Origin of the sequence: Pantoea sp. BJFS-204 (assembly GCF_049310725.1) — a bacterium.
In the GTDB taxonomy this organism is placed as follows: Bacteria; Pseudomonadota; Gammaproteobacteria; order Enterobacterales; family Enterobacteriaceae; genus Pantoea; species Pantoea agglomerans.
In genome coordinates this window covers 584,520-611,202 of sequence record NZ_JBMOWE010000002.1, presented here as the reverse complement: position 1 = coordinate 611,202, position 26,683 = coordinate 584,520, and the positions used below count along the sequence as shown (strand labels likewise).

The window sequence follows — 26,683 nt, the reverse complement described above, 5'->3', positions numbered from 1 at the left end:
CAGGCAGGATTATCCGGTACTTTATTGGGGTAAAACTGAGCCGTAAGCGATCAGATTAACGGACAAATTTCCATACTGAACCCGGGACTTTATCGTAGAGCTTGTTCATCGTCAGTTCCGCCAGGCGATGGTCAGCTGCTGAGTAAAATACCGCTAATTCATCTTCCGGTAATTCATACTTATTTTTTTCAATCACCCTTTCCAGGGTATCAAGAGAGCGGCAGCGCCGCAGTCGCATCAAATAATCGGTTTTAGTCAGGGTTTTGTTCATAAATAAACCGTTCTCATGTCTTTACTATAATGAATGGCTCGGTTGCTGGAGAAAAGCGCACTCTTCAGTGAACAGATTAAATAAGCGTTTTGCTGAACGTTGCCACCGCTGAAGATCCGGACTATTGACACCATAATTGCTGAATAGCATAAAAGTATCATCAAGATATTCATCGATTTGCGAAATCAGCGCTTCATCTTCAACGTGCTTAATTTTGTAATTCATGGTGAAAGAGGCGATATGCTCAATCAAATCGTTAAGCTGTAGATTGCTTTCAGAAGTGGGATCATTAACCCAGCCATGATGACTGTCGGTTAATGTTGCCATGCTGTCGTCAAACAGACTCTCACAAAGGTATTTAAGCTGGGCAATATCATGCCGTTTCGGTGAGTATTCGTCCATCTTTTTCCCCTCCATAGCTAGCACAGTTGCCGCAGGGCGGCGAGAGAAGATCACGCGGCCAGGAAGCGATTATTCGGGCAGTTATTAAACGGGATACCTTAAAGATAGTGTAAAACCATTAGTTCTGCTCACCTCCATTACTAAATATTACAATTCATCGCCAGGGGAGGGTTGCTCATTGTCGATCACATCAAACTCAAGTGCACCGGGCTTAATGTGAAAGTTTACCTGTTCTGACTGCGTCACGGTTTCATTTAGATCCAGGCAGGGACTAAATAAATTCCAGTCAAAATCGTAAAGTAATTTAAAACTATTCAGATCCTGGTATTCAACCGAAATGATTTTTAAACTGCCTGGAACTAACCGGGCATTTTGTGAGTACCAGCGTAAATCCCCTACCAGCAAATCGGTTATTTTGAGAATATTCCGCTGAACAATCTCTGCTATTTTTGCGCAGTCCGATTCACCCGCGGCAATATCACATTCAATGCGTGACAGCATATCTGTTCCACTTATAACCGTTAATAAACCTATCATTGGTTTTCTGCAACTGGTTTGCAAGTCAGTTGAGCACAAAACTCTCAGTTTCTGAGATTTGCCAGACGCAGCCGCAGGCCTTATCGCCAGCGCGGGTCTGCCAGTGTGTGCAGCTGGTATTTATCTTTTGATACACAATCCCACATTCAACAGAGAGCAACATCAGGTATCTTTACTGTTATGTTATAACATTATGGTGAAGTAATGCGTCAGAGTGGACTACTTATGTCACTGGGCGGGCGGCTGGGAGTAGCACTGCTATTTATCACGCTGCTTGCTGTGGCAATAAAATGGGGGATCAGCGCATGATCCTGTTTAACGCGCTTCGCGCGGGCTACCAGGGACAGGTTGTGACCCCGGCTATTACCGGCCAGCTCGCAGCAGGCTCGATGACTGCGCTGGTCGGCGCGAACGGTAGCGGCAAATCAACCCTGTTAAAAACCATTGCTGGCTTACTGCCACCGATAGCCGGGCGCTGCGAGCTGCAGGTTGCACGCCGGGATATCGGCTGGTTGCCGCAGCGCACCGAACTTGAGACCCGCTTTCCCCTGACGGTATTTGAACTGGTCTCTATTGGCTGCTGGCCACGCTGCGGCTGGTTTGGCGGCATTAACCGGATACTGCGTCGGGAGATCTGGCAGGCGCTGGAAGCGGTTCAGATGAGTGATTATGCGGATGCGCAGCCCGCGACGTTATCCGGTGGACAACTGCAGCGGGTATTGTTTGCGCGGCTGATGCTGCAGCGCAGCCAGCTCTGGCTTCTGGATGAGCCATTTAACGGCATTGACAGCCAGACGGTGACGCTACTGATGTCGATCCTTGAGCAGCAACAGCAGGCCGGAACAACCCTGCTGGTGGTGCTGCACGATCGTCCGCTGGTGGCGCGCTACTTCAGTAACGTGATGTCGATGGATGAACGTGAGGTTAACTGCACCTGCCTGCCTGCTTCCTCTCTGGGGAGTCGTGCGCCGTGACCCTGATTCAACCCTTTATTGAGTTTGGTTTTATGCGACGCGCGCTGGTGGCCTGTCTGGCGCTGGCCGTCAGCGCCACGCCGCTCGGGGTATTCCTCTCCCTGCGACGTATGAGCCTGATTGGCGATGCCTTATCACACGCGGTGCTGCCCGGTGCCGCCATTGGCTATCTGATCTCCGGATTGTCACTGGTCGCGATGGGTGTTGGCGGCCTGATCGCTGGTTTAGCCGTGGCGCTGCTCTCTGGCGCGGTCAGTCGCTACACGCCGCTGAAAGAGGATGCCAGTTTTGCCGGGTTCTATCTGGGTTCACTGGCGCTGGGCGTCACGCTGGTTTCATTACGCGGCTCAAGTGTGGATCTGCTGCACGTTCTGTTTGGCTCGCTGCTGGCGGTAGACAACGCAGCGCTGTTGCTGGTGGGCGGCATCGCTGCCTTTACGCTGATTCTGCTGGCGGTGATCTATCGTCCGCTGGTCATCGATGCGTTTGACGGCGACTTCCTGCGTGCGCAGGGAAAATGGAGCGCGCCGCTGGTGCATGGTCTGTTTTTAATGCTGGTGGTGCTGAATCTGGTGGCGGGTTTTCAGGTGCTGGGCACCCTGATGTCGGTGGGTTTAATGATGTTGCCCGCCGCCAGCGCCCGCTTCTGGAGTCGCCATCTCGCCGCGATGCTGGTTATCGCCATTTTCATGGCAATGATTTCGGCGCTGGCCGGGCTGATGCTCTCCTGGCACTTCTCATTGCCGGCGGGTCCCGCTGTAGTGCTGAGTGCCGCCATGCTGTTTTTTTTCTCCATTCTTACAGGGCCGTGCGGCGGAATTTTACGCCGCCATTAATCTTAAGGGGTATCTATGAAAAAATTACCGGTTAGCGTGGCACTCGCTGCGCTGTTTGCCACGCCTCTGGCGATGGCCAAAACGGTGGATGTCGTGGCCAGCTTTACCGTGCTGGCAGACATCGTTAAGCAGGTCGGCGGCGATCATGTAAAGGTTAAAAGCCTGGTGGGGCCGAATGGCGATCCACATACTTTTGAACCGACACCGCAGGACAGTCAGGCGCTGGCGAAGGCCGATCTGGTGTTTGTCAGCGGACTGGGACTGGAAGGGTGGATGGATCGGCTGGTCAGCGCCTCAGGGTATCGCGGTCAGCCCGTTGTCGCTTCAACCGGTGTCACCACCCGCAGCATGGAGGAGGAGGGTAAAACCGTTACCGATCCTCACGCCTGGAACAGCATGCAGAACGGCGTTATCTACGCGACCAACGTGATGAATGCGCTGGTCAAAGCCGATCCTGAAGATGCTCCGGCCATCCGTCAGCGTGGACAGAATTATATTCAGCAACTGCAGGCGCTGGATCGCTGGGCAAAAACCGCCTTTGACGCTGTGCCAGCCGATAAGCGTAAAGTGCTGACCAGTCACGATGCGTTTGGTTACTTTGGACAGCGATATGGCGTGACTTTCCTGGCGCCGGTAGGGTTCTCTACTGAGGCGGAAGCGAGTGCCAGCAACGTGGGTAATTTAATCACCCAACTGAAGCAGCAGCACATCAATCGCTATTTCATTGAGAACCAGACCGACCCGCGTCTGGTAAAACAGATTGCCAGCGCCACCGGGGCTGAGCCGGGTGGTGAGCTCTATCCGGAAGCGTTATCCACGGCCTCTGGCCCGGCAGCCACCTATCAGGCGGCTTTTAAACACAACGTGAATGCGATGCTGAAGAGCATGCATTAAGCATAAAAAAGGCCGGGCAAGCCCGGCCAGTCATCACGACACAAACTAGCGTTTTTTCTTTCTTCCCTGTACTGCTTTAAACCGCGGGTTCGATTTACAGATCACGTAAATACGGCCTTTGCGGCGGACCACTTTACAATCCCGATGGCGATTTTTTGCTGAACGCAGCGAGCTTAATACCTGCATGATCCTCTCCTCTATTTCTTTCCAAGAAAGCGCCCGAAACGCTGGTTAAAGCGTGCGGTGCTGCCCTCTTTGGCAAAATCTTTCTGTTTACCGGTGTAGAACACATGTGAGGCAGACGACACATCCAGGGTGACGTAGGGCAGCGTTTCGCCTTCGAACTCCACGGTGCGATCGGTTTTGATGGTTGATCCGATTTTGAACCAGACATCAGCCGATGTGTCATGGAAGACCACGTGGCGATAGTGAGGATGAATATTCGCTTTCATAATGCACACCTATGTAATGTTATACTATAACAATATTATGCGATGCACAGGCCAGGATTGCAACTGTCCGTGAGACAGGAAAAGCAAGGGAACAGGAAATGAGAAGGGCTGAATCGCAGGCATAAAAAAAGGCCGCTTGCGCGGCCTCAGATGATTTACAGCTTAGTGAGTCTGGTTATGCTCAACCGGATGACTGTTCGCTGATTCTTCTTTTTTCTTGCCAAAGCGGCGGCGTACCACCACAAAGAACACAGGAACGAAGAAGATCGCCAGTATGGTCGCGGTGACCATACCACCGATAACACCGGTACCTACGGCGTTTTGCGAACCGGAACCGGCACCAGTACTGATCGCCAGCGGCAGTACCCCGAGAATAAACGCCAGTGACGTCATCAGGATAGGACGCAGACGCATACGGCACGCTTCCAGCGCAGCTTCAATCAGCCCTTTACCCTCTTTATCCATCAAATCTTTAGCAAATTCGACGATAAGGATGGCGTTCTTGGTGGAGAGGCCGATGGTTGTCAGTAACCCCACTACGAAGTAGACGTCATTACTCAGGCCACGCAGGGTGGTAAAGATCAGTGCACCAATGACCCCGAGCGGGACAACCAGCATAACCGAGAATGGAATCGACCAGCTCTCGTACAGTGCGGCGAGACACAGGAAGACCACAATCAGCGAGATGGCATAGAGCGCAGGGGCCTGGTTACCTGACAAGCGTTCCTGATAGGACATACCGGTCCAGTCATAGCCGATACCGGCAGGCAGTTTCGCCGCCAGCTCTTCCATCAGGTCCATTGCCGCACCCGAACTTTTGCCTGGCGCAGCCTGTCCCAGGATTTCCATCGCAGGCAGACCGTTGTAACGCTCAAGGCGCGGTGAGCCATATTGCCATTTCGCTGACGAGAAGGCAGAGAAGGGCACCATGGTTCCGCTGCTGTTGCGCACGTACCATTTACCAATGTCGTCCGGCAGCATGCGGGCGTCCGCTTTACCCATGACGTAAACTTTCTTCACGCGACCGCGGTCAATGAAGTCATTGACGTAGGAACCGCCCCAGGAAGCCGCCAGCGTGGTGTTGATATCACTCAGTGATACGCCCAGCGCCTGTGCTTTCTCCTGATCGATGGTCAGCTTGTACTGCGGGGTATCTTCCATCCCGTTAGGACGGACGCCAACCAGCGTATCAGGATGCTGCGCAATCATGCCGAACAGCTGATTACGCGCTTCCGTCAGCTTATCGTGGCCAAGGTTATTCTGGTCGATCAGCTCAAAGTCGAAGCCGGTCGCGTTACCCAGTTCAATAATGGCTGGCAGGTTGAAAGGAATGACCATTGCATCTTTGATCGCGCCCAGCGCCTGCATGGCACGGCCAGCAATCGCCGGTACTTTCATGTCGCTGCCGGTACGCTCATCCCACGGCTTGAGACTGACGAAGGCGATACCGGTGTTCTGTCCACGACCGGCAAAGCCGAAGCCGTTAACGGTAAACACCGATTTAACCGTGTCTTTCTCCTGGGTCAGGAAGTAATCCGTCACCTGGTCCAGCACTTTCTGCGTACGCTCCTGGGTTGCACCAGCAGGCAGCTGCGCCTGAGCCAGCAGCAGACCCTGATCCTCTTCCGGTAAGAATGAAGAGGGCAGTCGCACAAACAGAAACGCCATACCGACCACGATCACCAGATAGATCACCATATAGCGACCCGTACTGCGAACCATGTGACCCACACCATCCACATAGTGGTTGGTGCTTTTGTCGAACATGCGGTTGAACCAGCCGAAGAAACCGGTGGTTTTACCGTGCTCGCCTTTTTTAATCGGTTTCAGCATGGTGGCACAGAGTGCCGGCGTCAGAATAAAGGCGACCAGCACCGACAGCGCCATTGCCGAAACGATAGTGATGGAGAACTGACGGTAGATAACACCGGTCGAACCACCAAAGAACGCCATCGGAATAAATACGGCAGCCAGCACCAGCGCGATACCGACCAGTGCGCCCTGGATCTGCTCCATAGAACGCTTAGTCGCTTCTTTTGGCGGTAATCCCTCTTCCGCCATTACGCGCTCAACGTTCTCGACCACCACGATGGCGTCATCCACCAGCAAGCCGATGGCCAGCACCATCCCGAACATCGTCAGGGTGTTTATCGAATAGCCAAAAGCGCTGATAACGGCAAACGTACCCAGCAATACCACAGGGACCGCGATGGTAGGAATGAGCGTGGCGCGGAAGTTCTGCAGAAACAGATACATGACCAGGAACACCAGCACGATCGCTTCGATCAGCGTTTTCACCACTTCGAAAATCGAGATTTTAACGAAAGGCGTGGTGTCATACGGATAGACCACTTTCAAACCGGCCGGGAACGTCGGCTGCAATTTGGCCAGTTCTTCTTTCACCGCATTGGCGGTATCCAGCGCATTCGCACCGGTGGCCAGCTTGATACCGATACCGGACGCAGGCTTGCCGTTATAACGGGCAACGATTTCGTAGTTTTCCGCGCCAAGTTCAATCCTTGCCACATCACGCAGACGAACCTGAGAACCATCTTCATTCACTTTCAGCAGGATTTTGCCGAATTCATCGGTAGAGGTGAGACGGGTTTGCGCAATGATCGAGGCGTTAAGCTGCTGTCCCGGAACCGGAGGCGTACCGCCCAACTGACCGGCAGCAACCTGGGTGTTCTGCGTATTCAGGGCGCTGATAACATCAACCGGCGTCAGGTTGTAGTTGTTCAGCTTGTGCGGATCCATCCAGATACGCATCGCGTACTGCGCACCAAATACCTGGGTATCACCCACGCCTTTGGTACGGCTGATCGGGTCTTTGATGGACGATGAAATAAAGTCAGAAATATCATTCTGCGTCATATTGTCATCGTCGCTGATGAAGCCCGCTACCATCAGGAAGCTACTGGAAGATTTCTTAACCTGAATCCCCTGTTGCTGTACTTCCTGCGGTAACAGCGGCGTCGCCAGCTGCAGTTTGTTCTGCACCTGAACCTGCGCGATATCGGCATCTGTTCCTGACTCAAAGGAGATCGTCAGGGTCAGCGTACCGGATGAGTCGCTGCTTGAGGACATATACATCAGTCCATCAATGCCGTTCATATTTTGTTCGATGACCTGGGTCACCGAGTCCTGCAGCGTTTTAGCATCTGCACCAGGGTAGGTGGCCTGAATCTCAATCGCCGGCGGTGCAACATTGGGATATTGCTCAATCGGAAGTTTGAGAATCGATAGCGCACCGACCAGCATAATGATGATGGCGAGCACCCACGCAAAGATGGGCCGATCGATAAAGAACTTAGCCATGAATCAACGGCTCCTGTTATGACGATGACTTGTCAGACTGCGGCTTTGAATCGGGTGCCGCTTTCGCATCGTCTGAGACTTCTTGTGGGGTAACCTGTGCGCCCGGCTTGGCTCGCTGCAGACCCGTGCTGATCACACGTTCACCCGCTTTAACACCGTCGGTGACTAACCACTTGTCGCCAATCGCCTGAGAGGTGGTGACCTGACGAGCTTCCACTTTGTTATCTGCACCTACCACCATGACCGTTGCCTGACCCGTTGGGGTACGGGCTACCGCCTGTTGCGGAACCAGCAACGCATTAGGATTGGTACCTTCATCCAGACGAGCGCGAACAAACATACCCGGTAACAGCGCATGGTTCGGGTTCGGGACAATGGCGCGCAGGGTGATAGAACCCGTGGTTTCATCAACGGTAACGTCAGAGAACTCCAGCGTACCTGTCTGTGGATAGCTGTTGCCGTTCTGCATCAGCAGGGTCACGTTGGCTTTGCCATCGTTCTGCTTCAGCTGACCCGACTCCAGTTCTGAACGTAAGCGCATGAAATCTTCGCTCGACTGGGTGACGTCGACATACATCGGGTCAAGTTGCTGCACAGTGGCCAGAGCGGTGGTTTGCGCGTTTTGTACCAGCGCACCTTCCGTTACTGACGATTTGCCGATGCGGCCACTGATAGGCGAGGTGACTTTGGTATAAGCCAGGTTAATGCGGGCCGTTTCTACATTGGCTTTTGCTACCTGAACCGCAGCATCGTTTTGCGCGGCCGTGGCAACGGCGGTGTCGTAATCCTGCTGACTGATATATTTGGTGCCGAGTAAAGGCTTATAACGTTTGACTGTCAGCTGAGCGATGCGTGCATTGGCCTGCGCCTGAGTTAAATCACCTTTGGCGCTGTCATAGGCAGCCTGATAGGTAGCAGGATCGATCTGATAAAGAGACTGACCCGCTTTGACATCGCTGCCTTCAACAAAGTTACGCTTCAGAATGATACCGGAAACCTGCGGACGGACTTCGGCGACACGATATGCCGAGGTGCGGCCAGGTAATTCAGTCGAGATTTTCAGGGGTTCAGTTTTCAGTGTTACAACCCCCACTGCTGGCGGTTGCTGGGCGGCTTGTTCGGATTTATTGTTGTCACATCCTGTTAACAAAAAGCTGCCTGATAGCATCAGGACGGCCGCCAGAGGCGATAATCCTCTGATTTTATTCATAAATAAACCTCTAGTGTCCGATATCAATTGGTCAATGGATCACAAACTGAAAAACCCATTGCTGTGTCAAGTCGCAGGTCATGCTATGGTACATACATTCGCAAATGTATGTAAACTTACCTGTTTGTAAAAAAAGCCCCTTATGGCACGAAAAACCAAAGCGCAAGCACTTGAAACGCGACATCAAATTCTTGATGCCGCCATTGTTCTGTTTTCGCAGCAGGGCGTTTCAGCCACTTCTCTGGCGGATATTGCAACCGCTGCCAGCGTCACGCGAGGGGCCATCTACTGGCACTTCAAAAATAAAGCCGATGTATTACATGAAATATGGCTTCGTTGTGATGCTGGTCTGGACGATGTGGAACTTGAGTATCAGACAAAATACCCTGGCGATCCACTCTCTGTGTTGCGAGCGATGCTGGTCTATATCTTTGACGCGACAGCAAAGGATCCGCAGCGCCGCGCCTTGATGGAGATCATTTTCCACAAATGTGAATTTGTGGGCGAAATGTCGGCGCTGAAGAATATGCAGCAGAGCTTACTGCTGGAATGCTACGACAAAATTGAAGATGTGCTGCGCCAGTGTATCGAAGCCGGACAACTTCCGGGCAGTCTCAGCACGCGTCAGGCCGCTCTTATCCTGCGCGGTTACGTCAACGGTATGATGGAAAGCTGGCTGTTTGCGCCGGACAGTTTTGATTTAGCCGGAGACGCGCCGACGCTGGTCAATGCCTTTATCGATATGCTGCGCCTCAGTCCGACGCTGACTGCCCACCACTAAGCCGATGGGCGATCACGCTTGTTTTCGAAATCGCGCTGCACCATGGCCAGCGCTGAGAGCACGGTTTCTACCGGCAGTTGATGCTCTTCCAGTAGTTGAATCAGATCAACTGCCAGTTTGACGTCGTCAGGGGCATTTTCCAGTGACATCTCTTCTCCTAAATACGTAGTCGGGCCGCGACCAGCAGCATCACTAATGCACCGAGAATCGCCATGCCCAGTGCGCCAATATGCAGCGTTGCCAGGGTACCCAGGTCAAAATAGGTGGCGATATAGCCGCCAATCAGAGCCCCGATCATCGACAGCGTCAGGGTAGCAACCAGGCCGCCCGGTGGTCCCGGCATCAGCAGGCGCTTCAGCAACCCCAGCAGTAAACCGCTTAACAGCCACACAAGTAAAGCCATGGTTCTTCTCCGCGCCGAATCACACCCAGTATAGGAGCGCTTTTGTCACGCTGCGCTTTATTCGCTGCCGCGCAACGAAGAGGCCCATTCGACAGAGCGAATCGCCTGCCGACAGCGTGCCAGTCGCTGCTCTAACGTTTCCAGATCCTGTTTCAGCTGATGCTGTACCGCCAGCGTTTCGGCCAGCGCCAGCCGCTGCTCACGCTGATCGATCATTGCCAGCAAACGCCGTTCAAATTCACGGTACTCCTGATATTTTGCGGCGCGTGGGTTCCTGACGGGCTGTTCGCGTCGGGTACGCAGCTGTTGCGTACTCGCCTCACGTTGCAGGGCGGCAATCTGATCGACCAGGCGTTCAGCCAGCCAGGCACTGCGGGCCAGATCGTGGCTGCTGTCGCACAGCCGGGCAAAATTCTGTTCCACTTCCAGCAGGTAATCAGCCAGCCGCGTGCCTTTGGTGCGAAACAGCTGAGTATCAAAACGTGGCAGACGGCAAACTCCATCTGAATGGCAGGCAAGCTCCTGCCGCAGGGCGATAAGGAGCTGTTGCAGGCGCTGTTGTATGGCGATCGCACTCATCGCGTGACGCTCAATTGTGCTAACGTACGCTGATGAGGAAAGAGTTGGGCGGCATTCATGCAACGCATTCTGTTATTAACCCTCGGCTGGCTGGCGATTGTGCTGGGGACGCTGGGCATTGTATTACCTTTATTACCTACCACGCCATTCATGCTGCTGGCGGCCTGGTGTTTTGCCCGTTCATCGCCGCGTTTTCATCACTGGCTGCTGTGGAAATCGCCATTTGGCCGCTATCTGCGTCACTGGCAGCAGCATCGCGCGATGCCGCCAGGGGCTAAAGTACGCGCTATCTGCCTGATAGTCGCCACCTTTAGTCTCTCACTCTTCCTGGTGCATCAGCTCTGGGTACGCATCATGCTGCTGATCATGCTGGCGGCGCTGCTGCTGTTTATGTGGCGTATTCCGGTGGTGGCAGAAGCAGCGGACGCACCGCCGCCGCCGCGATAAAGTTGCATTTAGCCGGTCATTTGCTTAGATTTGGGCGTCTTCGTGCGTGGCTTCCCTTTGTGAATTGACTTCCGCTGAGCCTGTTATCAGGTATTAGCGCTTTTGAAGCTGCGCGAAACAGAATTTTTTACCAGGCGTATCATTATGACCGACACTGCGCAGCAGCTTGAATTCATTAAAAACAGCATTAAAAGCATTCCCGATTATCCTAAGCCAGGCATCCTGTTCCGCGATGTCACCAGCCTGCTGGAAGATCCCAAAGCCTATGCCGCGTCGATTGCGCTGCTGGTTGAGCGTTACCGTAATAAAGGCATCACTAAGGTGGTGGGGACGGAAGCGCGTGGTTTCCTGTTTGGTGCACCGGTGGCGTTAGGCCTCGGCGTCGGTTTTGTTCCGGTGCGTAAGCCCGGCAAACTGCCCCGTGAAGTCTACAGCGAATCCTATGAGCTGGAGTACGGCACCGATAAGCTGGAATTGCACAAAGATGCCATCCAGCCAGGCGATCTGGTGCTGGTGGTTGACGACCTGCTGGCGACCGGCGGGACGATTGAAGCGACTGTTAAACTGATTCGTCGTGCAGGCGGTGAAGTTAAAGACGCGGCCTTCATTATTAACCTGTTCGATCTGACCGGAGAAACGCGTCTTAATGCCATGGGCGTTGAGAGCTACAGCCTGGTTAAATTCCCCGGCCACTAAGCCACTCTTTCGGCCTTGCCATCCGGCGAGGCCGTCACGCCTTCGGCGTCAAGATAACGAGTGCCAGCCAAAAGCGTAGCTGATAGACTACTGCAATCTTATACAGGGGTTGCAGAGCGTCTGCGCTCATCTTTCCATCCAACTTCGTCGAACTCCACATGAGCTATCAGGTACTTGCGCGAAAATGGCGTCCCCAGGCTTTTGCTGATGTTGTCGGTCAGGAACATGTTCTGACGGCGCTGGCGAATGGATTGTCTCTGGGACGCATCCATCATGCTTATCTCTTCTCCGGCACCCGCGGAGTAGGGAAAACCACTATTGCGCGTCTGCTGGCCAAAGGCCTTAACTGCGAAACCGGTATCACTGCCACCCCCTGTGGTCAGTGTGATAACTGCCGTGAAATTGAGCAGGGCCGCTTTGTCGATCTGATTGAGATTGACGCCGCATCGCGTACCAAAGTTGAAGATACCCGCGATCTGCTCGACAACGTGCAGTACGCCCCGGCGCGTGGCCGCTTCAAAGTCTATCTGATCGATGAAGTGCATATGCTGTCGCGTCACAGCTTCAATGCGCTGTTAAAGACGCTGGAAGAGCCCCCTTCACACGTTAAATTCCTGCTGGCGACCACCGATCCGCAGAAACTGCCGGTGACCATTCTCTCGCGCTGCCTGCAGTTCCACCTCAAAGCGCTGGATGTCGATCAAATCCGTCAGCAGCTTGAGCATGTTCTGAAGCAGGAACAGATTGAGAGTGAAACCCGGGCGCTGCAACTGCTGGCGCGGGCTGCCGATGGCAGTATGCGCGATGCGCTGAGCCTTACCGACCAGGCCATTGCCATGGGGCAGGGCGCGGTGACCAGCAGTACGGTCAGCGTCATGCTCGGCACGCTGGACGATGAACAGCCGCTGGGGCTGCTGGAAGCGCTGGTCGACGGTGACGGTCAGCAGGTGATGAATCTGTTGAGCCAGGCCGCGTCACGGGGTGTGGAATGGGAAGCGCTGCTGGTAGAAATGCTGCGCCTGCTGCACCAGATTGCGATGGTGCAATTGCTGCCGACCTCGCTTAATGACGATGATGAGAGTAACGCCCTTCGCTTGCGTGAACTGGCGCGGGTGGTGCCGCCCGCCGATCTGCAACTCTATTATCAGACCCTGCTGATGGGCCGCAAGGATCTGCCGATTGCGCCCGATCGTCGCATGGGTGTGGAGATGACGCTGCTGCGTGCACTGGCGTTTCATCCTAAAGCTGCCGTGGCTGAACCCATTGCGCGTCCCGCATTAACTCAGCAGACGGCGCCTGTCGCCCCTGCGCAGACGTCACCGGCAGCATCCGGCCCATCGTCGTTAGCACGGCAACCGGCAGCACAGCCAGCCTCACCGTCACCTGCCGCTACGCCGCCGTCGCACACCGCGTCGCCCGTCGCGCAGCAGACTCAACAGCAGGTGCCGGAGCAGACGCAGCAGCAGGTTGCCGCTCAGCCGCAGATGGCCGCGCCCGATGCTGCACCGCAGCATTCGCCGTCGCCAGATGCCACACCGGATACCGCACTTTCCAGTTCCACCAGTCAGCTCCTGCAGGCGCGCACTCAGTTGTTGCGTCAGGGAGCGAACAAGCCAAAAAAGCGTGAGCCGGCAGCGCCAGGTGCGCGGCCGGCCAACTCCGCGCTGGAGCGGCTGGCCTCGGTCACCGAGCGCAGTCAGCAGCGTATCCGCGATCGCGAGCCTGCCGCCCCGGTAAAAGAGGAAGCGTACCGCTGGAAAGCGGTCAATCAGCCGGTGGAAGTGGCGGAGCCGGTGGCGACGCCAAAGGCCTTGCGTTCTGCGCTGGAGCATGAGAAAACCCCTGAGCTGGCGGCGCGTCTGGCCGAAGAAGCGCAGCAGCGCGATCCCTGGGCCGCAGAGATTGCGATCCTGCCGCTGCCGAAACTGGTGCAGCAGCTGGCGTTAAATGCCTGGAAAGAGACCACAGAAACTGGGGTCTGCCTGCATTTGCGTAGCAGCCAGCGTCACCTTAATTCACTGTCGGCGCAGCAGGTATTAAGTGATGCGCTGAGTGAGCATGCCGGGCAGAGAGTTGAACTCTCGGTAGTTGAAGACGATAATTCATCGGTGTTGACGCCACTTGAATGGCGTCAGGCCATTTACGAAGAGAAACTGGCGCAGGCGCGTCAGTCAATCACCTGTGATACCCACATCCAGACGCTGCAGCGCTTTTTTGATGCCGATCTGGATGAGGAGAGTATCCGACCTGTTTGAACACGCTGCTGCTATCTTAACGATAGCGTTGTAGCCTCAGCTGAGAGAGAAAACTATGTTTGGTGGTAAAGGCGGATTGGGCAACCTGATGAAACAGGCCCAGCAGATGCAGGACAAAATGGCCAAGGTTCAGGAAGAGATTGCCGCGATTGAAGTGACCGGTGAGTCTGGTGCTGGCCTGGTAAAAGTCACCATTAACGGCGCGCACAACTGCCGTCGCGTGGAAGTCGATCCCAGCCTGCTGGAAGATGACAAAGATATGCTGGAAGATCTGATTGCAGCCGCGTTCAACGATGCGGCACGTCGCATTGATGAAACCCAGAAAGAGAAGATGGCTTCTGTCTCTTCAGGCATGCAGCTGCCACCAGGCTTTAAGATGCCGTTCTGATGCAAACCAGTCCACTGCTTGAATCTTTGATGGAGTCGCTGCGCTGTCTGCCCGGCGTTGGGCCGAAGTCGGCGCAGCGCATGGCGTTTCAGCTGCTGCAGCGCGATCGCAGCGGTGGCATGCGGCTGGCGCAGGCGCTGACCCGGGCGATGTCGGAGATCGGACACTGCGCCGATTGCCGGACATTCACCGAGCAGGAAATTTGCACCATCTGCGCCAATCCAAGGCGTCAGCAGAATGGTCAAATCTGCGTGGTGGAAAGCCCGGCGGATATTCACGCCATTGAGCAAACCGGCCAGTTTGGCGGTCGCTACTTTGTGCTGATGGGACATCTCTCGCCGCTCGACGGCATCGGTCCGGCTGATATTGGCCTGGATCGTCTGGAGCAGCGACTGGAGAGTGAAACCCTGCAGGAAGTGATCCTCGCCACCAACCCGACGGTTGAAGGCGAGGCGACCGCGAACTACATCGCGGAACTCTGTGGTCAGTATGGCGTCGACGCCAGCCGTATCGCGCACGGCGTGCCGGTGGGCGGTGAGCTGGAGATGGTTGATGGCACCACGCTGTCCCATTCACTGGCGGGCCGCCAGAAGTTTAAATTTTAATCACTTGCCGGTGTTGTGACAGACACCGGCTTGAAAATCTCCCTGTCACCCCCACATCAACCTCAACGTTTGTTCAACCTGTTTTGTTGAGGTAGCAATGACCATGAAAGGACAAGAGACCCGTGGCTTTCAGTCGGAAGTAAAACAACTTCTGCACCTGATGATCCATTCTCTCTATTCAAACAAAGAAATTTTCCTGCGTGAGCTGATCTCCAACGCCTCGGATGCGGCAGACAAACTGCGCTTCCGTGCCCTGTCAGATTCCAGCCTGTATGAAGGTGATGGCGAGCTGCACGTTCGTCTCTCTGTTGATAAGGACAACCGTACCATTACGCTCAGCGACAACGGTATCGGTATGCGTCGCGATGAGGTCATTGAGAACCTCGGGACTATCGCCAAGTCAGGCACCAAATCCTTCCTTGAATCGCTGGGCTCCGATCAGGCGAAAGATAGCCAGCTGATTGGTCAGTTCGGTGTCGGTTTCTATTCTGCATTCATCGTGGCGGATAAAGTCACTGTGCGTACCCGTGCCGCGGGCGCGTCAGCCGAAGAAGGCGTGTTCTGGGAATCCGCAGGCGAGGGCGAATATACCCTGGCTGAGATTGAGAAAGCCGATCGCGGTACCGAGATCACCCTGCATCTGCGCGAAGGCGAGGATGAGTTCCTGGATGCATGGCGCGTGCGCAACATCATCAGCAAATATTCCGATCACATCGCGCTGCCGGTTGAGATCGAAAGCAAAGATGAAGAAGGCGAAGGGACACACTGGGAGAAGATTAACAAAGCCCAGGCGCTGTGGACCCGCAACAAATCTGAGATCAGCGACGAAGAGTACAACGAGTTCTACAAGCATATCGCCCACGATTACAGCGATCCGGTCGCCTGGAGCCACAATCGGGTGGAAGGTAAGCAGGAATATACCAGCCTGCTCTACATTCCGGCGCGTGCGCCATTTGATATGTGGAACCGCGATCAGAAACATGGCCTGAAACTCTACGTACAGCGCGTCTTTATCATGGATGACGCTGAGCAGTTTATGCCGAACTATCTGCGCTTTGTGCGTGGCCTGATTGACTCCAACGATCTGCCGCTGAACGTCTCCCGTGAGATCCTGCAGGATAGCCGCGTGACCCAGAGTCTGCGCGCCGCGCTGACGAAGCGTACCCTGCAGATGCTGGAAAAACTGGCGAAAGATGACAACGAGAAATACCAGACCTTCTGGAATGAGTTTGGTCTGGTGCTGAAAGAGGGCCCGGCGGAAGATCACGCTAACCAGGAGACGATCGCTAAGCTGCTGCGTTTCGCCACCACTCAGAGCGAAGGTTCGGCACAGACCATTTCGCTGGAAGATTACGTCAGCCGCATGGTGGAAGGTCAGGAGAAGATTTACTACATCACCGCTGACAGCTATGCCGCCGCGAAGAGCAGCCCGCATCTGGAACTGTTCCGCAAAAAAGGCATTGAGGTGCTGCTGCTCTCCGATCGCATCGACGAATGGATGATGAGCTATCTCACTGAGTTCGATGGTAAAACCTTCCAGTCAGTCAGCAAAGCGGATGAATCGCTGAGCAAGCTGGCGGATGAAGAGACCGAAGAGCAGAAAGAGGCGGAAAAAGCGCTGGAGCCTTTTGTTGAGCGGGTGAAAACTCTGCTGGGCGAACGTGTGAAAGAGGTGCGTCTGACGCATCGCCTGACCGATACTCCGGCGATTGTCACCACCGACGCCAACGAGATGACCACGCAGATGGCGAAGCTGTTTGCCGCGGCCGGACAGGAAGTGCCGGAAGTGAAGTACCTGTTCGAAATCAACCCGGATCATCCGCTGGTGAAACGTGTTGCGGATACGCAGGATGAAGCACGCTTCGGTGAGTGGATTGAGCTGCTGCTGGATCAGGCCTTGCTGGCCGAGCGCGGCACGCTGGACGATCCTAACCAGTTTATCCGCCGCATGAACCAGTTGCTGACCGCATAACGGCAACAGGCCGGTGGTTTTCACCGGCCTCAGACGGCTGATAAAGCCACAGCATCAAGCCGGTGACCCTCACCGGCTTTTTTTATGGTTTTGCGGCATCCTGCAGCCAGTCGCGAAACAGGCTGATCTCCGTATCGTGCCGACGGCTCTGTTTTGTCATCATCCATGTGGCCCGCTCGACGCGTACAAAGCCAAGCGGCGCAAGCAGCGTGCCATCCTCCAGCTCTTTGCGTACCAGCAAACGCGGTGCCATCAGGACGCCAAGACCACTTCGTGCAGCCTGAATCCCCAGTGTCAGACTCTCAAAATGCTTTCCGCCGTTAAAGCGGCCGCTGACCCCTGCTTTGTCCGCCCACTCTGACCAGGCGTGCAGCCGGGTATCCGCATGCAGCAGGGGCATCGCGGCCAGATCCTCGCCGACCCGCAGTTGCGAAGCAAAGTGAGGTGCGCAGAGCGGTCCAATCTCATCCTCGCTGACCAGCGTGGCGTCTATGTCAGATTCAGGTGGCTCGCCGTGACTGAGGATCAGCACATCCACATGTTCGCTGCGCAGTTGCGAGATCTGCGTCAGCGGCTGGAAGTGAACTTCAATCTCCGGATAGCGTTGATAAAAGCTGGCGATACGGGGGATCAGCCATTGCGACAAAAAGCTGGGGGCGCAGGAGACCCGAATCTGCTGAAGCAGCCCGGTACGAATGCTTTCGCAGCTGCTGCGCAACTCACTGAACGCCTGCTGACAGCTCAGCAGCAGACGTTCACCGTGTGAGGTCAGTTTCACGCGGCCATGGCTGCGGACAAAAAGTGGTTTGCCCATCCAGCTCTCCAGCTGGCGAATCTGATGGCTGATGGCGCTGTGCGTAACATGCAGATGTTCAGCCGCCACGCTAAAACTGCTGTGTAAGGCTGCCTGGTGAAAATAGTGGAGCGCTCTCAGTGGCGGCAGTCCGTTCATCCTCTTCCCCTGTGCAAAAATCTAACAGGGATTGTCAATTTATATCATTTTAAAGTCCAGCCGCATTGACCTACTCTGTAGGGCAAATTCTGGCGGGTTGACTCAGCCTTATATCTGTGATTTTTCAGGGTATTCCGCCTCGCTTAACCAGCGTTCACGCCGCACACTCCCCGAAGCGAGACAACCATGGCACACCGCTCTTTATCCTCTGAAACTTCAGCAGAGGCGCGCCATCGGTTACGCCTGGCGCTCTCACGTTTTTACCGGCTGGAGCAGTTCGATCTCTTCTTCGCGCCCTCGCTGCATGTGGCGCAGGTCCTTCTTTCTCAGCTCTTTCTGCGGCAGGAGCAGGCGCGCAATCAGCACCGTTACGCCTCGCACTTTCCGGTAACCGAACTCAACATCCTGCCAGCAGTTCCGCTGATCGCGGGCAGCATCATGCTGGTACCGCATGTCGAATTGCCCAATGGCCGCGTGCGTCCGCTGCGGGATTGCCAGAACCAGGGTGTGACGGAGGCGAGCGAGAGTTTTGCCAGCGTGCTGCATCAGAAACTGATCGACGAAGCCCATCTGTTTGTCACCCGACTGGATCGCCACGCTGAGATCTGCAGCGATCTGGTGCTGGTGGCGTTGCGGACCCATGACTTCAGTACGCTGGTGCGCAGCGAACTGCGGCTTTTCGAACAGGGGCTGACCCTGACCGCCACGCATGAGGCACTGCGCCGCTTCGACGATCCGCACTGGCGACCTTACAATGCCGCCACCGTCGATGCGCTCTCCCTGTCAGACCCGCTGCCGCTGAACTCCTGCCATCAGCCCGGTTTGCCGTTTGCCAGCTTTAATGTCCCGGCCTCCGTGATCACATCGCTTTCAGATGCGGAAGATGTGGTGAAATGGCCGCAGCAGGCGCGGCTGCTGCTGAATGCTAACGTGCGCGGCAGCGGCAAAAAAAGCGTGAATATGACCCATCATCTGAGCCGACGACTGCAATTCCTGCTCGGCTCAGGCGGTAAATCTGAAAAAGCGTCCGGCAGGCCAGGCGGGTAGGGGGCAGGGCCAAAAAGCAGCTCAGGTCGCCCTGCGCGATCCGCGCCCTTCCTTGTGATGAGCGGGTCATAATGGTATGTTCTTTCGCTTCTAAGATAGATCAATGCGATTCGCAAGGGGATTTACGCAATGCGTATTATTCTGCTCGGAGCTCCGGGCGCAGGTAAGGGGACTCAGGCCCAATTCATCATGGAGAAGTATGGCATTCCGCAAATCTCCACCGGCGACATGTTGCGTGCAGCAGTAAAAGCAGGCAGCGAGCTGGGCAACCAGGCGAAAGCCATTATGGATGCTGGCAAACTGGTGACCGATGAGCTGGTGATTGCGCTGGTCAAAGAGCGTATCACCCAGGAAGACTGCAAAAACGGTTTCCTGCTGGACGGTTTCCCGCGCACCATTCCTCAGGCAGATGCAATGAAAGAGGCCGGGATCACCGTTGATCACGTGCTGGAGTTCGCCGTACCGGATGAACTGATCGTTGAGCGTATCGTGGGCCGTCGCGTTCACACGCCATCAGGCCGCGTTTATCACGTCACTTTTAATCCACCGAAAGTGGAAGGCAAAGATGATGTGACCGGCGAAGAGCTGACCATGCGTAAAGACGATCAGGAAGAGACCGTGCGTAAGCGCCTGGTGGAATATCATCAGATGACCGCGCCGCTGATTGCTTACTACAGCAAAGAAGCGGAAGCGGGCAACACTGCCTATCACAAAATCGACGGCACCCGTAAGGTGACCGAAGTCAGTGCCGAGCTGGCTAAGATCCTGGGCTAAGTTCACAGGGGCCGGTATTACTGGCCCCTTTTGCAGTAATCGCTTTTACCTCCCACTAATTCCGCTACAATTTCCCCGTTTTCACGCATCCCCGTTGTTATCAAGGAACTCAAATGAGGCAAGATAAGGCCGGCGTGTTATTGGTTAATTTAGGTACGCCAGACGCGCCCACCACACCTGCAGTTAAACGCTATCTGAAACAGTTTTTAAGCGATCCGCGCGTGGTCGATGCGCCGCGCTGGCTCTGGTGGCCGGTTCTCAATGCCGTTATTCTGCCGTTTCGCTCGCCGCGCGTCTCTAAGCTCTACTCATCGGTCTGGATGGAAGGCGGTTCACCGCTGCTGGTTTACAGCATGCGTCAGCGCGATGCGCTGGCGGCACGGGTCAATATGCCCGTCGAGGTGGGCATGAGCTACGGTAATCCCAGCCTGAAAAGCGCGGTTGATAAGCTAATGGCGCAGGGCGTGACCCGCCTGATTGTGCTGCCGCTCTATCCACAATTCTCCTGCTCCACCGTGGCGGCAGTGTGGGATGGCCTGACCGCGGTATTCAAAGATTACCGCTCGCTGCCTGATGTGCAGTTTATCCGCGACTACGCCGAACATCCGGCCTATATCGCCGCGCTGAAAGCGACGGTGGAGCGATCCTTTGAGCGGCACGGTCAGCCCGATCTGCTGGTATTATCCTTCCACGGCATTCCGCAGCGTTTTGCTAACGAAGGCGATGACTACCCGCAGCGCTGTGCGGATACCACGGCGGCCCTGGTCAAAGCGCTGGGCCTGCGTGACGATCAGTACATGATGACCTTTCAGTCGCGTTTTGGTCGTGAGCCGTGGCTGATGCCCTACACCGATAAAACCATGGAAAGCCTGCCCGCTAAAGGGATCAAACATGTTCAGGTGATGAGCCCGGGCTTCTCGTCAGACTGCCTGGAGACGCTGGAAGAGATCAGTGGTGAAAACTGCGAAATCTTTATGCATGCCGGGGGTGAGAAGTTTGAGTATATCCCTGCGCTGAACGCCGATGAGGCGCATATCGACATGATGGTGCAACTGGTCGACGCACGCCGTTAAAGCGCAGGCGGAGAGTGTGATATCATTCTCTGCCTGTTTTTCCAGACGGCACCTCCCGATGAAATTTCCCGGCAAACGCAAATCCAAACACTACTTTCCTGTCAGCGCACGCGATCCCCTGTTACAGCCCGCCCAGCACGATGTTGATGCAGGCAGCTGGGTGGTGGGTATCGACCAGACGCTGGTGGATATCGAAGCCAAAGTCGATGACGCTTTTCTCGCACGTTATGGCCTGAGTGCCGGGCACTCGCTGGTTATCGATAATGCCGTCGCGGAAGCGTTGTACAACGAACTGATGCAGGAAGCGCTGATCACCCATCAGTTTGCTGGTGGCACCATCGGTAACACGCTGCATAATTTCTCGGTGCTGGCCGATGACCGCTCCGTGCTGCTGGGCGTCATGTGCAATAACATCCAGATTGGCGGCTACGCCTATCGCTATCTCTGTAACACCTCAAGCCGGGTCGATCTTAACTATCTGCAGGGCGTGGATGGCGCCATTGGACGCTGCTTTACGCTGATTGGCGAACATGGCGAGCGAACCTTTGCTATCAGCCCCGGCCAGATGAACCAGCTGCATCCGGATAACGTACCGGAAGAGGTGATCGCCGGAGCCTCTGCGCTGGTACTGACCTCCTATCTGGTGCGCTGTGCCGAAGGTGAACCGATGCCACAGGCAACGTTGCGGGCGATTGAGTATGCCAAACGCCACAACGTGCCGGTGGTGCTGACGCTGGGCACCAAACATGTGATTGGCGACAACCCTCAGTTCTGGCGCGATTTCCTGCGCGAGCATGTCAGCATCGTGGCGATGAATGAAGAGGAAGCGCTGGCGCTGACCGGCGAAAGCGATCCGCTGCTCGCCGCCAATATGGCGCTGGACTGGGTCGATTTGGTGCTGTGTACTGCTGGCCCGATTGGGCTCTATATGGCGGGTTACACCGAAGAAGAGTTCAAACGCAAAACCAACCATCCACTGCTGCCTGGCGCGATTGCTGAATTCAACCAGTATGAGTTCAGCCGGGTGATGCGCCAGCAGGATTGCCAGCAGCCGCTGCGCATTTTCTCGCACATCGCGCCTTATATGGGCGGACCGGAAAAGATCATGAACACCAACGGCGCCGGAGATGGTGCGCTGGCGGCGTTACTGCATGACATCACCGCCAACAACTATCACAGCCTGAATGTGCCAAACTCCAGCAAACATGCGCGTCCTTACCTGACCTACTCATCGCTGGCGCAGGTATGTAAATATGCCAACCGCGTCAGCTACCAGGTGCTGAATCAGCATTCGCCGCGTCTGACCCGCGGTCTGCCGGAGCGGGAAGACAGTCTGGAAGAGTCCTACTGGGATCGGTAAAGCTGGCAGCTGCCGCGCATAAAAAAGCCCTTCTGAAGAGAAGGGCCTTAGAAGACTGGCAATGTCTGGCTCGGTTAGCGATGAGATCGAGCCTGCTCAGGGAACACGGTCAGATCGGAAAGTCGCTTAAGCCATCCCGGGCCGCTCGTCCCGCACGACTACGCACCTCATCCCTGAGGTGCGCCCGTAGCCGGGCCAACGCATTGCGTTGTTCAAAAACGCTCCCGACGTTTTTAGTACGCACCTCATCCCTGAGGTGCGCCCGTAGCCGGGCCAACGCTTCGCGTTGTTCAAAAACGCTCCCGGCGTTTTTGTCCGGGCGGCGGGACGCTTTCCTCTTCTGCCCGGGTTCCCTGCGTGTTGAGTTTATTCGTTGCGGTAAAATTCACCCTGATTTTGATAGATCAGTAGGCTGCCTGGTTTTGCTTAACACGAATCAGCGCACGACATCGCAGGGCTGTAAATCTTCGCCCTGGGTCATCTCATCCTGCAGTATTTGCAGCATACTGCTGGCAATCTCACGTTCACCCATCACCACACGGGTGGCACCCCGTTCCATGATGTACTCGACTTCATCGTCATAGTGGGCGCGGGCGATAATCTCGATATTCTGATGTTTTTCACGCGCGGCTGTGACTACTTCACCCGCTTCATAGCCATTCGGAATAGTCAGTAACAACCAGCGGGCGCAGTCGAGTCGGGCCAGTTCCATCGTGTCAGCGCGGGCTGCATTACCCAGCACCGCCTTAATACCGCGCTCGCGCAGCGCTTCAACACGGGCGCGGGAGTTTTCAACTACCACCAGCGGAACATTGGCTTCAAGCAGCTTCTGACCAATCAGACTGCCCACCCGGCCGTAACCCACAATCACCGCGTGATTGCAGAAATCCACCGGGATCTGCTTCTCTTCTTCAATCGCCTCTTCCAGCGTCTGCTCTTCCATCGTCTCCGTTTTCGCCAGGAAACGCTCCAGCAGGGTAAACAGGATCGGATTAAGCATAATCGACAGGATGGCGGCGGCCAGCACCAGGTTGCGGCCCTCATCATTCAGCAGGCCCAGCGAGATACCCAGACCGGCCAGAATAAAGGCGAATTCACCAATCTGCGCCAGACTGACCGAAATGGTCAACGCTGTACGACGTGAATGGCCGAGCAGTGATACCAGCAGCCAGGCGGCGACCGATTTACCCACCACAATAATCACCAGCGCGCCCAGCACTGCCAGCGGCTGCGTCACCAGAATCGACGGGTCAAACAGCATGCCGACCGAGACAAAGAACAGCACGGCAAAGGCATCACGCAGCGGCAGCGTATCGCGCGCGGCGCGGTGGCTCAGTTCCGACTCGTTCAGCACCATACCGGCAAAGAAAGCGCCCAGCGCAAACGAAACATCAAAGAATTCAACAGCACCAAAGGCGATGCCCAGCGCCAGCGCTAATACCGCCAGAGTAAACAGCTCACGCGAGCCGGTGGCGGCGCTGCGGGCGAGGATCCAGGGGACGGCACGCCGTCCCACCACCATCATCAGCACCATAAAGGCGGCGACTTTGCCGATGGTCCACAGCAGGTCCCAGGCCAGCAGTCCGGCGCTGGCGTTGCCCTGTTCCATCATGCCGGCAATCGCAGGCAGCAGCACCAGTGTCAGCACCATCACCAGATCTTCAACAATCAGCCAGCCAATCGCAATCTGCCCGCGCTGGCTATCGATCAGTTGCCGCTCTTCAAGCGCGCGCAGTAACACCACGGTACTGGCGGTAGAGAGGCAGAGACCAAACACCAGGCCGGTCATCCACGACCATCCCAGCGTCCACGACAAGCCCATTCCCAGTAACGTCGCGACCGCGATCTGTGCGATGGCACCGGGAATGGCTATCGACTTTACCGACATGAGATCTTTCATTGAGAAGTGCAGGCCGACACCAAACATCAGCAGAATCACGCCGAGTTCTGCCAGTTCAGGGGCCAGATTGGTATCGGCAACAAAGCCGGGGGTAAAAGGGCCAGCCAGCACGCCTGCCATCAGGTAGCCAACCAGGGGCGAAATACGCAGGCGGTTTGCCAGCATCCCAAGGAGAAATGCCAGAACCAGTGCTCCGACAATGGTAGTGATCAACGGTGTGGTGTGATGCATGCCTGTCTCCTTGTATACAAATGTATCCGCTTGTAACAAATGAGTTTAAAACAAAATCTATTCTTTCGCTGAGCAATTTGCGGGAATACCCTAAAAAAGCAGGAAAAAAAGTCAAATGCACAATCGAAAGGGTGTTTTTGTTCATTATCCATAATATTGGCTGATTTGACGGTTTAAAGCGGTCCGGGTAAATAAAAATTAGCATCCCTAAATGCCGTGGGTATGACACAAATAAGGGTTAAATGCGCGCACAGACAGGGTAAAGCCCGTCAGCGGCACTTTTGCAGGGGTAAACAACTGGTTAACATCAGGTCTGGCTACCCGTTCTGGCTTATCCGGAAGAAACCAGCCTGACGCTGGCACGGCCTTACGGCTGTTGTCATGCTCAGCAAAAGCGGTCCGGAGATAAAAAGAGCGGCATACAGAGACAGGCGAATGTGCGTTGGCCTTGAGTTCGCCGGGGGAATGTGCGACACAGTGGGGCAAACCGGCAGAAAATCGGGCCAGACGGCAAATTAAGGAGAATCACAGTGTTGTTATCTAAATGGACAGGGGCGGGCGTGGCACTACTGGTGGCCCTGATGCCGCTGTTTTCACAGGCCGCCCAGGCCGATCGCACCTATCGTTTCAGCCTGCTGCACACCAACGATGAGCATGGTCATTTCTGGTTTACTGAGCAGGGTGAATATGGTCTGGCGGCGCAGAAAACCTTAATGGATACGATGCGCTACGATGTGCAGTCCAGAGGCGGCGGCGCATTGATTCTCTCTGCCGGTGATGTGAACACGGGCGTACCGGAGTCCGATGAGCTGGACGCTGAACCCGATTTTCGCGCGATGAACCTGATTGGCTATGATGCCATGGCGCTGGGCAACCATGAGTTCGACAAGCCCATCGCGGTCCTGCGCAAGCAGGAGAAGTGGGCACGATTCCCGCTGCTCGCCGCTAACGTTTATCAGAAAAGTACCGGTCAGCGCCTGTTTAAGCCCTGGGCGGTATTCAATCGTCTCGGGCTGAAAATTGCGGTGGTCGGGCTGATCACCCCGGATACGGCGAAACTGGCCAATCCGGCGGGTCTGACAGATACCGAATTCCGCGATCCGATTGCGGAGGCGGAGAAGGCGGTTGCCGAACTGCGCGCCACAGAGAAGCCGGACGTGATTGTCGCGCTGACCCACCTTGGTCACTATGACGACGGTAAGCATGGCAGCAATGGCATTGATGACGTAACCCTGGCGCGCAGCCTGCCTGCCGGCACCATCGATCTGATTGTGGGTGGTCATTCGCATGATGCGGTCTGCATGGAAAAAGAGAACGTCAGCGTCAAAAATTATCAGCCGGGCCAGCCCTGCAAACCCGATCAGCAGAACGGGATCTGGATTATGCAGGCGGATAAATGGGGCAAATATGTCGGACGTGGTGACTTCACCTTCCGTAACGGGCAGGTGACGCTGGAGGCTTATCAGCTGGTGCCGGTCAACCTTAAACATCAGATAAAGAACGCGGATGGCAGCGAAACCTGGCTCACCTGGCAGGAAGAGATCCCGAAAAACACCGCCATGATGAAACTGCTGATGCCATTCCAGAAACGGGCTGAGGCGAAGTTAACCGTGAATATCGGCAGCGCCGACGGCAACTTCAGCGGTGAAAAAGAGCAGGTTCGCTTTGAGCAGACGAATCTCGGCCAGCTGATTCTGCGCGCCCAGATGGCGCACACCAAAGCCGATTTTGCGGTGATGAGCGGTGGCGGTATTCGCACCTCGCTGAAATCGGGCAAGCTGAGCTGGCGTGACCTGCTGCAGGTCCAGCCGTTTGGCAATCAGGTGGTCTCGGTCAGCCTGACCGGGGCGGAGATCAAAAAATATCTGGATGTGGTCGCTAATATTCAGCCTGACTCAGGCGGCTACGCCCAGTTTGCCGGTATCAGCCTGACCGCAGACGGTAAACATGTCAGCGACGTCAGCATTAACGGTAAACCGCTGCAGGATGCGCTGCATTATCGCATGGCAACCAACAGCTTCAATGCGGCTGGCGGCGACGGTTATCCGCGTCTGGATAATCATGCGGGTTATCTCAACAGCGGGGCAGTCGATGCGCAGGTGTTGCGTGACTGGATCAAGACGCACTCGCCGGTCAAAGCCAGCGACTATCAGCCGAAAGGGCAGATTGTGCATCTGACCGATGAGCAGATCCGGGCGCGGGATGAAGCTGCGGAAAAAGCGCGCAAGCGTAACTATCCAAAAATGATCCTGGCGTGGATCTGGCCGTGGGGGAATGAAACAGCCGCCGCGCATTGAACTGACCGGGAGGCGCTTGCGCCTCCCGT

General features: G+C 55.5%; 27 protein-coding genes and 1 other annotated feature. Of the genes, 15 read left to right on the top strand and 12 right to left on the bottom strand.

The features are described from left to right. Window positions 1-55: 55 nt before the first annotated feature. From ACO6VX_RS09680 to ACO6VX_RS09670, 3 genes are all read right to left on the bottom strand, one after another. A complete protein-coding gene (locus ACO6VX_RS09680; RefSeq protein ID WP_003850458.1) occupies window positions 56-271 on the bottom strand; it encodes an HHA domain-containing protein in 216 nt (71 codons plus the stop codon). Window positions 272-295: 24 nt separating this feature from the next. Next, window positions 296-673 carry an Hha toxicity modulator TomB gene (gene tomB / locus ACO6VX_RS09675; RefSeq protein WP_003850455.1) on the bottom strand — a complete coding sequence of 126 codons (378 nt, stop codon included), beginning with the start codon at window positions 671-673 and terminating at the stop codon, window positions 296-298. A gap of 147 nt (window positions 674-820) precedes the next feature. After that, window positions 821-1,174: a hypothetical protein gene (locus ACO6VX_RS09670; protein ID WP_010255885.1), complete on the bottom strand. Its 354-nt coding sequence runs from the start codon at window positions 1,172-1,174 to the stop codon at window positions 821-823. A gap of 341 nt (window positions 1,175-1,515) precedes the next feature. On the opposite strand from ACO6VX_RS09670, the gene ACO6VX_RS09665 reads away from it, so the two are divergent. Genes ACO6VX_RS09665 through ACO6VX_RS09655 form a run of 3 tightly spaced genes read left to right on the top strand, consistent with a single transcriptional unit; the run spans window position 1,516 to window position 3,914 of the window. Continuing rightward, entirely contained in the window at window positions 1,516-2,184 is a 669-nt protein-coding gene (locus ACO6VX_RS09665; RefSeq protein ID WP_033766689.1) for a metal ABC transporter ATP-binding protein, read from the top strand. Next, entirely contained in the window at window positions 2,181-3,020 is an 840-nt protein-coding gene (locus tag ACO6VX_RS09660) for a metal ABC transporter permease (protein WP_010255890.1), read from the top strand. The genes ACO6VX_RS09665 and ACO6VX_RS09660 overlap by 4 nt, the downstream gene beginning before the upstream one ends. 15 nt (window positions 3,021-3,035) lie before the next feature. Next, window positions 3,036-3,914: a metal ABC transporter substrate-binding protein gene (locus tag ACO6VX_RS09655; protein WP_191917223.1), complete on the top strand. Its 879-nt coding sequence runs from the start codon at window positions 3,036-3,038 to the stop codon at window positions 3,912-3,914. Between the two features lie 45 nt (window positions 3,915-3,959). Here ACO6VX_RS09655 and ykgO read toward each other — a convergent pair whose 3' ends face one another. The 4 genes from ykgO to ACO6VX_RS09635 all read right to left on the bottom strand — a co-directional run bounded on the left by ykgO (window position 3,960) and on the right by ACO6VX_RS09635 (window position 8,894). Further along, window positions 3,960-4,100 (bottom strand): type B 50S ribosomal protein L36, encoded by a 141-nt coding sequence (gene ykgO / locus ACO6VX_RS09650; RefSeq protein WP_010255896.1) that lies wholly within the window; start codon window positions 4,098-4,100, stop codon window positions 3,960-3,962. Between the two features lie 11 nt (window positions 4,101-4,111). Then, window positions 4,112-4,366, bottom strand: coding sequence for a type B 50S ribosomal protein L31 (locus tag ACO6VX_RS09645; RefSeq protein ID WP_010671219.1), 255 nt, complete (start codon window positions 4,364-4,366; stop codon window positions 4,112-4,114). Window positions 4,367-4,528: 162 nt separating this feature from the next. Further along, window positions 4,529-7,684, bottom strand: coding sequence for a multidrug efflux RND transporter permease subunit AcrB (locus tag ACO6VX_RS09640; protein WP_010255902.1), 3,156 nt, complete (start codon window positions 7,682-7,684; stop codon window positions 4,529-4,531). Window positions 7,685-7,700: 16 nt separating this feature from the next. Continuing rightward, entirely contained in the window at window positions 7,701-8,894 is a 1,194-nt protein-coding gene (locus tag ACO6VX_RS09635) for an efflux RND transporter periplasmic adaptor subunit (RefSeq protein ID WP_010255904.1), read from the bottom strand. 142 nt (window positions 8,895-9,036) lie between these two features. On the opposite strand from ACO6VX_RS09635, the gene acrR reads away from it, so the two are divergent. Continuing rightward, on the top strand, window positions 9,037-9,675 hold the full coding sequence (gene acrR / locus ACO6VX_RS09630; protein WP_010255906.1) for a multidrug efflux transporter transcriptional repressor AcrR: 639 nt from the start codon (window positions 9,037-9,039) through the stop codon (window positions 9,673-9,675). Here acrR and rsmS read toward each other — a convergent pair. The 3 genes from rsmS to priC are packed head-to-tail and all read right to left on the bottom strand — an operon-like array spanning window position 9,672 to window position 10,657. Next, a complete protein-coding gene (gene rsmS, locus ACO6VX_RS09625) occupies window positions 9,672-9,824 on the bottom strand; it encodes a pleiotropic regulatory protein RsmS (protein ID WP_010255907.1) in 153 nt (50 codons plus the stop codon). The genes acrR and rsmS overlap by 4 nt on opposite strands. An 8-nt stretch (window positions 9,825-9,832) precedes the next feature. Continuing rightward, complete coding sequence (locus ACO6VX_RS09620) at window positions 9,833-10,078, bottom strand: membrane protein (RefSeq protein ID WP_010255909.1); 246 nt, start codon at window positions 10,076-10,078, stop codon at window positions 9,833-9,835. Between the two features lie 57 nt (window positions 10,079-10,135). After that, complete coding sequence (priC, locus tag ACO6VX_RS09615; RefSeq protein ID WP_010255912.1) at window positions 10,136-10,657, bottom strand: primosomal replication protein PriC; 522 nt, start codon at window positions 10,655-10,657, stop codon at window positions 10,136-10,138. Between the two features lie 57 nt (window positions 10,658-10,714). Here priC and ACO6VX_RS09610 point away from each other — a divergent pair, with 57 nt between their 5' ends. The 6 genes from ACO6VX_RS09610 to htpG all read left to right on the top strand — a co-directional run bounded on the left by ACO6VX_RS09610 (window position 10,715) and on the right by htpG (window position 17,020). Beyond that, window positions 10,715-11,104, top strand: a complete 390-nt coding sequence (locus tag ACO6VX_RS09610; RefSeq protein ID WP_010255914.1) for a DUF454 family protein — start codon at window positions 10,715-10,717, stop codon at window positions 11,102-11,104. Window positions 11,105-11,248: 144 nt separating this feature from the next. Then, a complete protein-coding gene (apt, locus tag ACO6VX_RS09605) occupies window positions 11,249-11,800 on the top strand; it encodes an adenine phosphoribosyltransferase (RefSeq protein WP_010671221.1) in 552 nt (183 codons plus the stop codon). A gap of 158 nt (window positions 11,801-11,958) precedes the next feature. Beyond that, window positions 11,959-14,055 (top strand): DNA polymerase III subunit gamma/tau, encoded by a 2,097-nt coding sequence (gene dnaX, locus ACO6VX_RS09600; RefSeq protein WP_422432049.1) that lies wholly within the window; start codon window positions 11,959-11,961, stop codon window positions 14,053-14,055. Further along, window positions 13,397-13,458: a sequence feature (DnaX frameshifting element), on the top strand. Its footprint overlaps the gene before it by 62 nt. Window positions 14,056-14,110: 55 nt before the next feature. Next, window positions 14,111-14,443, top strand: coding sequence for a YbaB/EbfC family nucleoid-associated protein (locus ACO6VX_RS09595; protein ID WP_003850423.1), 333 nt, complete (start codon window positions 14,111-14,113; stop codon window positions 14,441-14,443). Then, window positions 14,443-15,048: a recombination mediator RecR gene (gene recR / locus ACO6VX_RS09590; RefSeq protein WP_003850420.1), complete on the top strand. Its 606-nt coding sequence runs from the start codon at window positions 14,443-14,445 to the stop codon at window positions 15,046-15,048. Before ACO6VX_RS09595 ends, recR begins: the two co-directional genes overlap by 1 nt. Window positions 15,049-15,145: 97 nt before the next feature. After that, entirely contained in the window at window positions 15,146-17,020 is a 1,875-nt protein-coding gene (gene htpG / locus ACO6VX_RS09585) for a molecular chaperone HtpG (protein ID WP_029519428.1), read from the top strand. Between the two features lie 82 nt (window positions 17,021-17,102). Here the strand turns inward: htpG and ACO6VX_RS09580 are convergent, their stop codons facing one another. Next, window positions 17,103-17,972 carry a LysR substrate-binding domain-containing protein gene (locus ACO6VX_RS09580; protein WP_022626103.1) on the bottom strand — a complete coding sequence of 290 codons (870 nt, stop codon included), beginning with the start codon at window positions 17,970-17,972 and terminating at the stop codon, window positions 17,103-17,105. A 186-nt stretch (window positions 17,973-18,158) separates the two neighbouring features. Between ACO6VX_RS09580 and ACO6VX_RS09575 the strand changes: the two genes are divergently transcribed. The 4 genes from ACO6VX_RS09575 (at window position 18,159) to ACO6VX_RS09560 (ending at window position 22,226) form a co-directional block, all read left to right on the top strand. Further along, window positions 18,159-19,019 (top strand): DUF6024 family protein, encoded by an 861-nt coding sequence (locus tag ACO6VX_RS09575; protein WP_010255933.1) that lies wholly within the window; start codon window positions 18,159-18,161, stop codon window positions 19,017-19,019. Window positions 19,020-19,148: 129 nt separating this feature from the next. Then, window positions 19,149-19,793 carry an adenylate kinase gene (gene adk / locus ACO6VX_RS09570; protein ID WP_010671225.1) on the top strand — a complete coding sequence of 215 codons (645 nt, stop codon included), beginning with the start codon at window positions 19,149-19,151 and terminating at the stop codon, window positions 19,791-19,793. 113 nt (window positions 19,794-19,906) lie between these two features. Next, window positions 19,907-20,866, top strand: coding sequence for a ferrochelatase (hemH, locus tag ACO6VX_RS09565; RefSeq protein WP_313925510.1), 960 nt, complete (start codon window positions 19,907-19,909; stop codon window positions 20,864-20,866). 58 nt (window positions 20,867-20,924) lie between these two features. Further along, a complete protein-coding gene (locus ACO6VX_RS09560; protein WP_010255936.1) occupies window positions 20,925-22,226 on the top strand; it encodes an inosine/guanosine kinase in 1,302 nt (433 codons plus the stop codon). A gap of 436 nt (window positions 22,227-22,662) precedes the next feature. On the opposite strand, the gene ybaL is transcribed toward ACO6VX_RS09560, so the two are convergent. Further along, window positions 22,663-24,357: a YbaL family putative K(+) efflux transporter gene (gene ybaL / locus ACO6VX_RS09555; RefSeq protein WP_172608325.1), complete on the bottom strand. Its 1,695-nt coding sequence runs from the start codon at window positions 24,355-24,357 to the stop codon at window positions 22,663-22,665. Between the two features lie 530 nt (window positions 24,358-24,887). Between ybaL and ushA the strand changes: the two genes are divergently transcribed. Then, the gene (gene ushA / locus ACO6VX_RS09550; protein WP_159227160.1) at window positions 24,888-26,654 is read left to right on the top strand and encodes a bifunctional UDP-sugar hydrolase/5'-nucleotidase UshA; all 1,767 of its coding nucleotides are present in this window, start codon (window positions 24,888-24,890) and stop codon (window positions 26,652-26,654) included. Window positions 26,655-26,683: the final 29 nt, after the last annotated feature.

Bases quoted from the DNA above. Each gene is read 5' to 3' on its own strand.
- ACO6VX_RS09680 (WP_003850458.1), bottom strand. From the start codon at position 271: ATGAACAAAACCCTGACTAAAACCGATTATTTGATGCGACTGCGGCGC.
- tomB (WP_003850455.1), bottom strand. From the start codon at position 673: ATGGACGAATACTCACCGAAACGGCATGATATTGCCCAGCTTAAATAC.
- ACO6VX_RS09670 (WP_010255885.1), bottom strand. From the start codon at position 1,174: ATGCTGTCACGCATTGAATGTGATATTGCCGCGGGTGAATCGGACTGC.
- ACO6VX_RS09665 (WP_033766689.1), top strand. From the start codon at position 1,516: ATGATCCTGTTTAACGCGCTTCGCGCGGGCTACCAGGGACAGGTTGTG.
- ACO6VX_RS09655 (WP_191917223.1), top strand. From the start codon at position 3,036: ATGAAAAAATTACCGGTTAGCGTGGCACTCGCTGCGCTGTTTGCCACG.
- ykgO (WP_010255896.1), bottom strand. From the start codon at position 4,100: ATGCAGGTATTAAGCTCGCTGCGTTCAGCAAAAAATCGCCATCGGGAT.
- ACO6VX_RS09645 (WP_010671219.1), bottom strand. From the start codon at position 4,366: ATGAAAGCGAATATTCATCCTCACTATCGCCACGTGGTCTTCCATGAC.
- ACO6VX_RS09640 (WP_010255902.1), bottom strand. From the start codon at position 7,684: ATGGCTAAGTTCTTTATCGATCGGCCCATCTTTGCGTGGGTGCTCGCC.
- ACO6VX_RS09635 (WP_010255904.1), bottom strand. From the start codon at position 8,894: ATGAATAAAATCAGAGGATTATCGCCTCTGGCGGCCGTCCTGATGCTA.
- acrR (WP_010255906.1), top strand. From the start codon at position 9,037: ATGGCACGAAAAACCAAAGCGCAAGCACTTGAAACGCGACATCAAATT.
- rsmS (WP_010255907.1), bottom strand. From the start codon at position 9,824: ATGTCACTGGAAAATGCCCCTGACGACGTCAAACTGGCAGTTGATCTG.
- ACO6VX_RS09620 (WP_010255909.1), bottom strand. From the start codon at position 10,078: ATGGCTTTACTTGTGTGGCTGTTAAGCGGTTTACTGCTGGGGTTGCTG.
- priC (WP_010255912.1), bottom strand. From the start codon at position 10,657: ATGAGTGCGATCGCCATACAACAGCGCCTGCAACAGCTCCTTATCGCC.
- ACO6VX_RS09610 (WP_010255914.1), top strand. From the start codon at position 10,715: ATGCAACGCATTCTGTTATTAACCCTCGGCTGGCTGGCGATTGTGCTG.
- apt (WP_010671221.1), top strand. From the start codon at position 11,249: ATGACCGACACTGCGCAGCAGCTTGAATTCATTAAAAACAGCATTAAA.
- dnaX (WP_422432049.1), top strand. From the start codon at position 11,959: ATGAGCTATCAGGTACTTGCGCGAAAATGGCGTCCCCAGGCTTTTGCT.
- ACO6VX_RS09595 (WP_003850423.1), top strand. From the start codon at position 14,111: ATGTTTGGTGGTAAAGGCGGATTGGGCAACCTGATGAAACAGGCCCAG.
- recR (WP_003850420.1), top strand. From the start codon at position 14,443: ATGCAAACCAGTCCACTGCTTGAATCTTTGATGGAGTCGCTGCGCTGT.
- htpG (WP_029519428.1), top strand. From the start codon at position 15,146: ATGACCATGAAAGGACAAGAGACCCGTGGCTTTCAGTCGGAAGTAAAA.
- ACO6VX_RS09580 (WP_022626103.1), bottom strand. From the start codon at position 17,972: ATGAACGGACTGCCGCCACTGAGAGCGCTCCACTATTTTCACCAGGCA.
- ACO6VX_RS09575 (WP_010255933.1), top strand. From the start codon at position 18,159: ATGGCACACCGCTCTTTATCCTCTGAAACTTCAGCAGAGGCGCGCCAT.
- adk (WP_010671225.1), top strand. From the start codon at position 19,149: ATGCGTATTATTCTGCTCGGAGCTCCGGGCGCAGGTAAGGGGACTCAG.
- hemH (WP_313925510.1), top strand. From the start codon at position 19,907: ATGAGGCAAGATAAGGCCGGCGTGTTATTGGTTAATTTAGGTACGCCA.
- ACO6VX_RS09560 (WP_010255936.1), top strand. From the start codon at position 20,925: ATGAAATTTCCCGGCAAACGCAAATCCAAACACTACTTTCCTGTCAGC.
- ybaL (WP_172608325.1), bottom strand. From the start codon at position 24,357: ATGCATCACACCACACCGTTGATCACTACCATTGTCGGAGCACTGGTT.